The organism is Streptomyces canus 299MFChir4.1, from assembly GCF_000383615.1.
Taxonomy (GTDB): Bacteria; Actinomycetota; Actinomycetes; order Streptomycetales; family Streptomycetaceae; genus Streptomyces; species Streptomyces canus_C.
On sequence record NZ_KB911666.1, the window covers coordinates 1 to 10,396 of the forward strand.

At 65.2% G+C, this 10,396-nt stretch carries 9 protein-coding genes and 3 pseudogenes; 3 read left to right on the forward strand and 9 right to left on the reverse strand.

Translation table 11 applies throughout. The annotated features are described in order from the left end of the window. Nucleotides 1-88: 88 nt before the first annotated feature. The 3 genes and pseudogenes from H293_RS0148045 to H293_RS54200 all read right to left on the reverse strand — a co-directional run. A pseudogene (locus H293_RS0148045) lies at nt 89-451 on the reverse strand (permease); the annotation flags it as partial. A 155-nt stretch (nt 452-606) separates the two neighbouring features. Continuing rightward, nucleotides 607-1,532, reverse strand: a pseudogene (locus H293_RS56815) (RNA-guided endonuclease TnpB family protein); the annotation flags it as partial. Next, a complete protein-coding gene (locus H293_RS54200) occupies nt 1,508-1,795 on the reverse strand; it encodes a hypothetical protein (protein WP_020124887.1) in 288 nt (95 codons plus the stop codon). The gene H293_RS54200 and the pseudogene H293_RS56815, both read right to left, overlap by 25 nt. Before the next feature lie 1,540 nt (nt 1,796-3,335). Here H293_RS54200 and H293_RS0148065 point away from each other — a divergent pair. Next, nucleotides 3,336-3,827 carry a lamin tail domain-containing protein gene (locus H293_RS0148065; protein WP_020124889.1) on the forward strand — a complete coding sequence of 164 codons (492 nt, stop codon included), beginning with the start codon at nt 3,336-3,338 and terminating at the stop codon, nt 3,825-3,827. 665 nt (nt 3,828-4,492) lie between these two features. Beyond that, entirely contained in the window at nt 4,493-4,717 is a 225-nt protein-coding gene (locus H293_RS61210) for a hypothetical protein (protein WP_259294747.1), read from the forward strand. 223 nt (nt 4,718-4,940) lie between these two features. On the opposite strand, the gene H293_RS0148080 is transcribed toward H293_RS61210, so the two are convergent. Next, a complete protein-coding gene (locus H293_RS0148080; protein ID WP_020124891.1) occupies nt 4,941-5,303 on the reverse strand; it encodes a hypothetical protein in 363 nt (120 codons plus the stop codon). Nucleotides 5,304-5,319: 16 nt separating this feature from the next. Next, the gene (locus tag H293_RS0148085; RefSeq protein ID WP_020124892.1) at nt 5,320-6,831 is read right to left on the reverse strand and encodes a B12-binding domain-containing radical SAM protein; all 1,512 of its coding nucleotides are present in this window, start codon (nt 6,829-6,831) and stop codon (nt 5,320-5,322) included. 218 nt (nt 6,832-7,049) lie between these two features. Here H293_RS0148085 and H293_RS61945 point away from each other — a divergent pair, with 218 nt between their 5' ends. Next, nucleotides 7,050-7,265 (forward strand): hypothetical protein, encoded by a 216-nt coding sequence (locus H293_RS61945; RefSeq protein WP_158694602.1) that lies wholly within the window; start codon nt 7,050-7,052, stop codon nt 7,263-7,265. A gap of 36 nt (nt 7,266-7,301) precedes the next feature. Here the strand turns inward: H293_RS61945 and H293_RS0148090 are convergent, their stop codons facing one another. The 4 genes and pseudogenes from H293_RS0148090 to H293_RS56835 all read right to left on the reverse strand — a co-directional run. After that, a complete protein-coding gene (locus tag H293_RS0148090; protein WP_020124893.1) occupies nt 7,302-7,694 on the reverse strand; it encodes a hypothetical protein in 393 nt (130 codons plus the stop codon). Then, nucleotides 7,691-8,047: pseudogene (locus H293_RS56830) on the reverse strand (transposase family protein); the annotation flags it as partial. The pseudogene H293_RS56830 and the gene H293_RS0148090, both read right to left, overlap by 4 nt. Nucleotides 8,048-8,660: 613 nt before the next feature. Beyond that, nucleotides 8,661-8,999 carry a CU044_2847 family protein gene (locus H293_RS58990; RefSeq protein ID WP_158694603.1) on the reverse strand — a complete coding sequence of 113 codons (339 nt, stop codon included), beginning with the start codon at nt 8,997-8,999 and terminating at the stop codon, nt 8,661-8,663. 27 nt (nt 9,000-9,026) lie between these two features. After that, on the reverse strand, nt 9,027-10,396 hold a 1,370-nt coding region (locus tag H293_RS56835), incomplete at its 5' end, for a WD40 domain-containing protein (protein WP_472727926.1).

Sequence of the window (10,396 nt, forward strand, 5' to 3'; positions counted from 1 at the left end):
CGATCACCGATCGCCTTCGAGAACGCCTTCTACCGCACACCAACTACGCTGGCACGAGTCGCATAACCCGTGTTCAGGATTCGGGGTCAAGGCCCGCGCACTCGCAGCCCGGCAGGACCGCTCCGGCCACGCCTGCCACCGGCACGGCCAGGGCAGGTCGCCGAGGAAGCATCTTGCTGAACAGGGCAGCCGGAACAAATGCGTTGATCGCACCGGACAGGGCGGTGCCCAGTAGCAGGAAGGGCAACGCCTGCACGGCGATGGCCAGGCAGACGGTCCGCCACGCGGCGACGGCCGGCCGCTCCAGCCACGTGGTACCGACGAGGGCGAGCACCGCCGCCAGGCCGATCGCCGCCAGGACAACGACCACGAGAGGCCAGGGCAGTGCCCTGCCCCGCAGCGCTCCGGACGACGAAGTCCCCTCGACGGACGGGATGACCAAACTAGCCATTTCATCCGTTTTCATGCATTTACCCCGAAAGTCGATTTCATGGGCAAAGGTAAGTACTGAATACGGATACAGCCGGGCGTACACGCCGCCACATGGCGATGCTGTCAACTACCTGGCTCTAAGGGCCAGGCTTGGAGGTAGAGCCCAACTGGCTCAACGAATCCGCACGACCGGCATGCGAACCGTCCCTGAGAGACACGGTTCAGCTTGTCCGTGTGCCCGCACTCCGCGCACCTGCGGGAGGTGTAGGCGGGATCGACGAACAGGACGGGGACACCAGCGCGGCGCGCCTTGTACTCCACGAACTGCCCGAGCCGGGCGAACGCCCAGGAGTGCAGCGCGACCCGTTGGGGCTTGCGAAGCCGCGCCCGGGTGCGGATACCGGCAAGGTCTTCCATGCCGATCCCGCGCCCGGTGCGTTGAGCCTCGGTCACGATGCGCTTCGAGATGATGTGGTTGGTCTCAGTCGCCTTGCGCTGCTCCTTGCGGCGCTGCCGCTTCAGAACCCGCTTGGCGGACTTGGTGCCCTTCTTCTGGAGCTTGGCCCGCAGGGCAAGCTGCCGCTTTCGGCAGCGGTTCAGCTCTCGTCCGTCTCGCACATGGCGATCAGGAACCACATGCCGGCTCGGTGGACAAGGTCGGATTCACCCTTGCGGTGCTCGGCCAGCGGCTTGCGGGTGCTCGGAGCAGGTGAACCGTACGCCCCTGAAACGCCCGGCGGTGGTCCAGATGGACACGGTCCGCATGTCCACCTGCCAGCTGAGGCAGCGGTCGTCACACGGCTGGGCCGCATCCTCGCGGAAGACGATCGGCTTGGACTCGCCCTGGACCGGCGCTTACTACCGGGCCTTCCCAGGTTCCCGTTGCGGATGTTCGCCCGCAGGGTGCTGTAGGCGTCAGCGACCTTCCGCAGCACATGCAGCGCGGGCCAAGCCGACAGACCCCGAACCCTCAGATCGTGGTAGGCGAAGCCCTGCAACGCCTTGCGGGAGAAGGTGCCCCGCTCGTGCGCCTGGCCGGACAGTCAGTTCGCTGCTTCATTCGCCGTGCGCAGGGTCAACTGCTCTCCTCTGCCAGACACGCATCACCGCGCATCCCGTACATCCCGTCCGGCATCAGCGACGGCACTGGGCTGCCGGAGGCACGCGCCTGGGAGACCGCTTGCCGCCATCCGACTGGCTGCACCGGCCCGTCGCGGTCCATGAACGTCGTCACCGGCACACCCGGATACTGCGCAGTGGGCAGAATCTGGTGCTGGGTGATGAACTGCCAGCCGAACGCCTTGGTGTCCGACAAGGTGCCGGTGCGATTGACAACCACAATGGGTTCGGGCAGCACCAGCACCCGGTGGGCATAAGGACGTCCCGGTCACGGTCCAGGGTGCTGATATCGGCCGTGTCGAGGGTGGCGGCCTCAGCCATGATCGCAGCGTGCGCGGCCGGGGAGATGACAAGAAGCTCAGCTTGCCGCAGCAGTTTCTCGATCTGACGCATCTGCCAGGAGGCGGCGTCCCCGGCCACTCGGGGCCATGGCGGCCGGTATCCCTGCTTGCCCAATATCATCGACATCGCGGCGTTTTTCGCGATGCCCTCGGGCTGCTCCCCCCCCAGTTCGATGAGGCCGCTGTTCGCCAGAACGGCGTGGAGCTCGGCGACGACGTTGTTCATGTTGGACGCGAGTGTCATCTGAAGCCATGGGTTACCCGCCGGCGATTGCCGGGTCTGCTCGCGCAACCGATGCGCTGCCCGGGCGGCGCCAGTGGCCGTCCACTGCTCGGCCCTGTCCCTGCTGCGCTCCTTCGTGCCCCGGCTCGCCTTACCCACCCGACAGCCTCCCCTGCCGCCACGGCCAGTTGCCGAAGCCGTACCCGACCCCCGATGGCGGGACACGGCACGATCAGGCCGATGACCGGCGCCAAGGGCCGATGCGCTCGTACGGAGTTGGAGAGCGATGGTCAGGATCACGCACAGCCGTCAGCGGATCTCCGCGGCCGGGGAAGCCGGTGGCGGTGTGCGGTCACCCGGTGCTGCTGATGTCGGGGACGAGGCTGGTGAGTCACGCACTCCTGCGCTGCCGCCTCCCATGCCGAACAGGAAGGCGAGGATGAGGACGGCCTCTGCGGCGGCGGCAATGGCCATGGACAGGCCATTGGGTAGAGGGATGAGGATGGCCACGGCGAGCCCTTGCCTCGATGAGGGACCCCGGCGGGGTCTCTGCGGCCAGAAAGCGCCTTCGGAGAGTGAACCTCAGGTCTACGACTACAGAATCCGTACTCAATCCTGCACAGAGTGTTATCTCCGAGGGCTTTCTTTACGCCCGCCCCGAGGCAGTGACGTTGCGCATCATATCGCCGAACTTCCCCTGATCACCCTGCCGCTGAGCACGAAGCGGCTTCCCGTGCCTCCTGCCCGCCGGGTACAACGCACAGATACACGGCCGCCGTGCGCACGGCCCTTGACCCAAGACTCATGCCGGAGCCCGTACGTGATGAGCGCGCGACCGGAGCTTTGGGTACGAACTGGGCCAGCGCGGCAGGAGGGGCTGTTACGCACTTTCGGGTGACGGTCCGTTGGGGGGTGGGGTGGCGCGCTCTGGCGAGAGGAGGTGGCCGGTCAAGGCGTGCACGGGTTGGGGATCTGGCGTGGCGTCAACGTGGTGTGTTCGCCGCATAAATGGACGACACATCCGAGAGTCACAGCAATGTGGGCGAAACGTAATGGAGCGCCCATATGGCGTTCACGATCTGCACACGGTGGTCATGGTGTGGGTGTGCGGCCAAGCCGGCCGCCACCCGCACACCGCACCAGCCCGTTCCGTCACCCCGCAGGGGTCCGGGATGGGCGGGTGCCCGTACAGCCCTGGGGGCTTTGTGTCTTCTTCCACGGTGACCGCCCGTCGTCTGTCCGCCGCCGCTCTCGCGGCCGCCGCGATCGTCGGGGCGGTGGCACTGCCGGCATCGGCCGGCGACCACGCCCGGCCCGAGCGGGCGAAGGTGGAGATCAGCGCGGTGCAGTACGACTCGCCCGGATGGGACGACCGCTCGCGGCGTTCGCTGAACAAGGAGTGGGTGGAGCTCACCAACACCACGCGTCGCGACGTCAACCTCGACGGCTGGACCCTGGAGAACAAGGACGGCCGCACCTACACCTTCGACCACTACCGCCTGGAAGGCCGCGCCACCGTCCGTATCCACACCGGTAAGGGCCGCGACACCGACAGCGACCTGTACATGGACCGCCGCAACTACGTGTGGGACAACCACTCCGACACCGCCACCCTGCGCAACGACCACGACCGCTTCATCGACGACGCCTCCTGGGGCGAGCGCCACCACCGCGACGGCGGCCACGACCGCGACCGTGGCCACCACCACTGACCCTTCTTTCCTCATCAGCGGCACGGCGTGATATTGCAGGCGTAGGGGCATGGCCCGGCCGGTCCGTTCCTCCCTGGCCACGCGTTGAAGCCCTGCGGGCCGTTGGCCCGCGTCAGCGACCGCCCTTCGCTCTCATAGGTACGGCTGTGGCCCTGACCGGTAAGTCGGTCAGGGCCACAGCCGTACCTATGAGAGCAAGTCTGGACCGGTGCGGGTCCGGCCGCGCTGGAGCGGGCTAACCAGCGCACATTCTGTCCCTTTCTGCTGCGACGCCCAACTCCCCGATGAAACGCGGGTTTTCGGAAAAGGCTGGTCACGGCAGGACAAGGATTGCGCAGGGTACCTGGTGTTCATCCCGTGGGTCTACTCGCATAGACACCGGTGGTGGTGTCATGCGCCCGGCGCCTGCAACCCGGACGTCACCCAGTCGACCATCAACAGCACCATCTTCGTGTCCGGCTGGACCGCCACCGTCCGTCCCCGACGTCCTACACCAACCCGCTCAAGGCCCAGGGCATCATGACTACGGCTACTCCGACACCACCATCGCCGACTACGAGGAAGACCACCTCGTCCCCCTCGAACTCGGTGGCGCGCCCCGCGATCCCGGCAACCTGTGGCCCGAGCCCCACTCCGGCTCCCAGACCGCGCACTCCAAAGACGGCGTGGAGACCAAGCTGAAGAACGCCGTCTGCGCCGGCATCATCACCCTGTCCGCCGCGCGCAGCGCCATCAAGACCAACTGGACCACGGCCCTCCAGGTCACCGGCGTCACGCGCCGGATGTCCCGGCACACCGTGCCGCCACCACTGCGAACTCGGCGGTTAGCGGGATACACCGCTGCAGATGTTCAACTGGTGGCTTCGCCCGTACGTCCCGCCTGCTGGTAGGAGGAGGAGAGGTTGCCACGCAAGCGGCGCGTGGTGCGGTGCTCGCTCCCCAGCAGCCGCTCGCAGTCGGCCACCACCTGCTCCAGCAGCTCGACCAGGGGACCAGCGACCGCGCTGTCCAGTCTGATGTCGATTCGCGGCGCCCGAGATCGACAGCTGGCCCGGGCTCGGGTGGGCCCACTTCTCGCCGGCCAAGCCAGTGAGTGCCTGGACCGGTCTCCCCCTATGGCTCGTCCGTCTGTTCCTCCATCGCCTTGGCGACCCGGGCTCTGATGGCCTGGCGGCACACCTCGGGGTCGGCCATCTCCGGCACGGAGAGGTTTGTGCCGATCGCCACGCCGACCGCCGCGAGGATGCCGACGTGCGCTCCCTCGCCGCCTGGGAGATCGATCGGCCGCCTGACGTTCTCGGACAGACGCTGGGCCACCAGCTCCCGCTCGTCGGGGTCGGTCACCCAGAACCCGATGTCCTTCAACGCCGCATCAGGGTCGGACTGGAGCAGGTCGCGGAAGCTCGCGTCCTCGATAGAGCGCCCGATCAGTCGGAGGTAGCCGGTGGTTTCGGCGTCTCTCTCTTCCTTCGTCACGTCGCCGCTCCTCACGCTACTGGTATCCGATGAAATGCCGACGCGGTACTCCCACGGGAACTCCGAGGTCGACCGTCGTCGGTTCGAGCACGGCGGTCGGAGCCCTGCCGGGCCGGCTCACCTCGCGCAGCCGCACCAGACCGGAGTCGCTCCCATCCAGGACACCGGCCGGGAAATAGGCGGCGATGGCGGACGGAAACGTGAATTCGACCATGCGGCGCTCGGGATAGCGGGCCCGTGTCGCGCGCTGGAGGCCCTCGACCATGTGCGCGACGTCGTAGAAGTCGTCCGGTGCGATGCGCACTCCGGTACGAAACAGGTACAGGTTCCGGAAGAACCCGAACTCGTCGTACATCACCTCGTTGACCAGGCCGGCCGACCGGTCAGCCTCCCACAGCCGGGAACCCGGGATCTGCAGGTACCACTGAAGGAGGATTCGTACCCCGAACTCGGCGTGCAGACCCGCCGCGAACCGGATTGTCGTGCGTATCTCGTCCATGGACTCCCACGGCAGTCCGAGGATGAAGGAGAAGTCGGCGCGGTCGCTGATACCGAACCGGGCGAGCTTGGCCGCGGCCAACCTCAGCTTCTCGGTGGTCGTGCCCTTGCCGATCCTCTTCAGTCCCTCGTCATAGCCGCACTCTGCACCGACCAGGAACTGACAGGTCAGGTCCGCCATGCCTTCGACATAGCCGGGGAAGAGCAGGTCGTTCGCCCGTGAGTCGTACACCAGCCAGGGTTCGAGGCCACGATCGTGCAGCAACTCGGTGATGCGCACCGCGCGACGTGGATTCATCGAGAACTCGTCGTCGATGATGTAGGTGCTGTGGTACCTGGTCAGAGGAAGATGGGGTAGGACGCTCGTCAGCCGGTCGACGAACTCCTCTGCCGGGATCGGCCGCCACGACCGGCGATACGACGTCGAGCAGAACGAGCAGTCGAAGGCGCACCCGCGTGACGACTCGATCGCGAGGCCCTTGTACACGCCTGGTGCCAGGGACGCGTAGTCGGGCACTGGGAACACGCCCAGTTCCTCGTTGTCTATCTTCGCTGCGGCGGGGTTGCGTACGACGCTTCCGTCCGGCGTTCTCCACGTGAGGCCCGGGATGTCTGCGACGGACGCTCCCGTGGACAGGCAAGCGCAGAGCCGCAGGAGCGCACGTTCGCCCTCGCCGCGCACGACGTAAGTCGCCGGGGTGGTGTCGAGCACGTACCGGTCGAACATCGTCGGGTGAATGCCACCGAGGACGATCGGTACGTTCGGCAGCAGCTTCTCGATCTGGTGCAGCACGACCCGGGCGCTCGGCCACGACAGCGAGGTGGCGCCCACCCCGACGAGCTGGCAGTCCTGTAGCGCTCGGTGATGGGGCGTCAGGTCCACGCTCTGTTCCGCGATCAGGTCCACCAGAACGACCTCGTGACCCGCCGCACGCAGTGCTGCGGTCAGCATGTAGAGGCCGTACGGCGGACATTCCCGCTCGGCGTCCATGGAGATGGTCTGAAGAGCACCGTCGACAACATCCATCATCGGTGGCGCCAGCAGGCAAACCTTCACCAGGCGTCCCCTTCCCGGCGGCGCAGATCCGCGAGAGGCACCACTTGCGGATCTGCGAGTTGATCGGAGAACGGCGAAACGGGCCGCACATCCAGCATGAAACGTCTGACAGCAGGGTGCAACACGGGGCAAATTCGTGGTTGATGGCTCCGAATTCAGCCCCTGAGCCTTTTCCAACCTCAGGTTGAGGCGTGATGAAGGACGAGAACGGTCTTTACGATGTCGGTGATCCGCTTGGTGCTGCTGCGGAGCTTTCGCAGGAGGCACCAGCCTTTGAAGGTCGCCATGACCTGTTCGCCGATGCATCGGATCTTGGCGTGGCTGCTGTGGCGGAGGCGTACTGGCCTACGGCCGCGCTCGCGCCCGCGCCCGCGCCCGCGCGGAGACGAGGGGACCGTTCCCGGTGACATGCACTGGGGCCGGTCCGCCTCTCGCCCGTTCGTTCAGGAAGCCCGGATCGCCCGGTCGATCTCCGCGCCGGTACGGGCCACGACGACGGGCCCGTCGTCCCTGAGGAAGGCGGGCAGAAGCTCGCGGTCCTCGTCCCGCTGGATCATGGTCGGACCGCCCGGGACGACGAGCACGGCATCCAGGCGTCGCAGCAGGACGGCCAGGAGGTCCATGACCCCGTCCCCTCTGAAGCGGTTGAAGGTGATGCCGGTCGGGGTGTTGAAGTACGCACCCGCCTCCTCCCCCTCCGCCGTACTCACCAGCAGGAAGTCCGTCTTGGGGTCCCGCACTACCGCATAGGGGCCGAGGACCTCGTGCGCGGCACTCATGTCCAGCGGCGCCGGCTCACCGTTCTCGAACCGGCACACGAAGATGTCACAACTCATGGAGTCCTTTCTAACCTCAGTTTGAGGCGTGGCAAAAACGAAACGGCCTTCACGATGTTGGTGATCCGGTTGGTGCTGCAGCGGAGTTCCCGCAGGAGGCGCCAGCCCTTCAGGGTGGCTATGGCCTGTTCACCGAGACAGCGGATCTTGGCATGGGTGCTGTTGTGTCGCCGCTTCCAGCGTTTGAGCCGACGGCCCCTTAACGGCGCCCGGACGGGGCGCCCGGCGCCCTGGTAAGCCTTGTCCGCCCAGCACTTCACGTCGGCCTCGGCGAGCGCGTCGATGACGCCGTGGCGCCGGGCGGCGGTCAGGTCATGGGTCGATCCGGGCAATGCCGGCGAGGCCCACAGCATGTGCGGCCAAGAGCCTGCGGCGGGCGCCGAGCTGACGGGGCAGCCGGTGTCTTTGAAGGCTGTGAAGTTCGAGGAGTCCTGTCCGTTGGGACAAGGTACAGCGGCAGCACGGTTCGGTTCGCGCGGTGCGGCGGCGTCGGGATCACTCGGCGCTCCCGTTGCGGGCCTGCGCCAACAGGTCAGACGGGAAGCCGTTGCCGTCAAGGAGGCGGGCGGTCACAGTCCATTCCACGGCCAGGACGTAAGCCCGCACGCCCGCATCGCCCCGTACCAAGGTGTGACTGCGGGCCGGTCCGGGGTGGCCAGCGGCCGCCGCACTGCGTCCTGATGGGCCGAGCCGTCGTCGGCGGCCCACTCTTCCAGGAGGCCACCGGAGGCTCCGCCCGGAAACGGCTGAGAACCAGCTCCGCGACCTCCTCGCCGCCTGTTCGTCGAGTGGGAGCGCGGCGCACACCGCGAGGGCTTCGGTGCACAGGTTGCGGTGTCTTCATGGGCGGCGATGCGCAGCAGCGGTCCGAGGTCGTCCGTCGTCAGGAAGCGGTGCGCGCATGAGGCCACGGTTCAGCCTCCGGGAAGATCGGCCTACCTTAATAATCTAGGTCTGCCCTGTCCCTCATTCGGCGGGTGGCGGCTCATTTCGATGCCAAGTGAGCGTGACCGTGAAATTAGCCGTGGCGCTCGCTGCAGCAATAAATGCACCTGCCTCGGCATGCAGGTTCAAACCGAACTCGATTTGGATCTCATTGGGAGACTGTGTCGCGGATTGAATATGGGAGAATACCGCGCGGATGGCGGGTTGCATGCGGTATATGGCATCCTCAAATGAGCGTTGAGCGCGTACGGAGATATTGGATCCACTAATTCCGCGCGTCACCACTCCAGTGGATTGGTCACTGACCTCGACGAGTATGGTGTTGCCACCCTCGGCAGGGAATTCAACGAGCTGGCCCATGAGCTCTCCTCTATCCTCGGGGGACCGCTAGATATATCGCAGTTCCCACACCGTGACGGCATGTCGGGTGCCGATTGCGAGCCGGGCGCCACCTGGACTGAACGCCAACGAAGTAACAGGATCATCATGAACTATTTTGCACATCATTTGCGCGTTGGTTGCATCCCAAATGCGAGCCGTTCCATCTGCACTGCCAGTGGCGAGCCGAGTACCATTCGGGTCGAATGTGACTGATGTGACAGGTGAATCGTGGGTCAATTCATACACATGGCCCGGATTCCAAAGATAGGCTCTGTTGTCAGTTTCACTGCCAGCAGCGGCACGTTTTCCATCCGGGCTATACGCTACCGAATTCAAGAAACTTCGGAGATCTTCAAATATTTTTAGGCCATTATCCACTTGCCACACATGCAGCCCGCATTGATCAGCCGCAATCAATCGATTTCCGTCCGGACTAAATGCCACCGCCTGGATAGCACGTCCCGTGGCTGAGAAAATCTTCTCGGCGGTCTCCGAATTCCAAATGCAAGCCGAGTGGTAGGACCCGGTAGCGAGACAGGTACCAGTCGGGTTGAAGTCCGCTGCAGTCACCCCAATCCCGGCCGATATATGAAGAAGTTTCTTTCCCGTGTGAGCATCCCATATTGTGGCGCCCTTTTTTCCTTTGCCGACGAGGCGGGTGCCATCCGGACTGAGCGCTGCAATATAAGGCGGCCCCTTTTTTCCTGTTCTCACATTCAACGGATCGGCTCCGGATATGTCGAAAACGCGAATTTGTGCATCTCCCCAAATGTCGACGGCTAGGGATTGGCGTCGACCACTATCCCCCCACGCTATGGCTCCGCAAGGAGTGTCGAGAACGAGGGTCTTCCTTGAGAAGATCAACGGTATATTGCGACCGCTTGAGGTTGACCGGGCGCCGTGCTGACGGTCGCGGCAGAAGTTGCGTCGGGTAGCGGTGTCCCGGTAGTCCGGGTCCTGCTGCAAGATCCGCTCATAGCAGTCAATCGCGTCGGACCAGGCTTCGGCATGTTCGGCTATGAAGGCCTGGGTGTACTGGTCTTCTAGGTGCGCTGTGCGCTGCTGGTATGCCAGTTTTTGGCGAGCGTGTGTGGAAAGTCCGTCGGGGTCGGCGGTGTCCGGGTCGAGTTGATGGAGTTCTTCACTCACCTCGATTGCCGCTTGCCATTGCTCTCGGCCCGCGTAAGAGCGCAGTTTTTCTTGGAGGTGAGTGATGCGCTGCCGACCACGGCAGAAGTTCCGTCGGGTAGCGGCGTCCCGGTAGTCCGGATCCTGCTGCAAGATCCGCCCATACAGGTCGATCGCCGTTTTCCAGTCCTCGACGTGTTCAGCTGTGAAGGCCTGGGTGTACAGGTCCTCTAGGTGCGCTGTGCGCT

Excerpts from the sequence above, each read along its gene's own strand:
- H293_RS0148085 (WP_020124892.1), bottom strand. The coding sequence starts at position 6,831 with ATGATGGATGTTGTCGACGGTGCTCTTCAGACCATCTCCATGGACGCC.
- H293_RS0148090 (WP_020124893.1), bottom strand. The coding sequence starts at position 7,694 with ATGAGTTGTGACATCTTCGTGTGCCGGTTCGAGAACGGTGAGCCGGCG.
- H293_RS58990 (WP_158694603.1), bottom strand. The coding sequence starts at position 8,999 with ATGGGCCAGCTCGTTGAATTCCCTGCCGAGGGTGGCAACACCATACTC.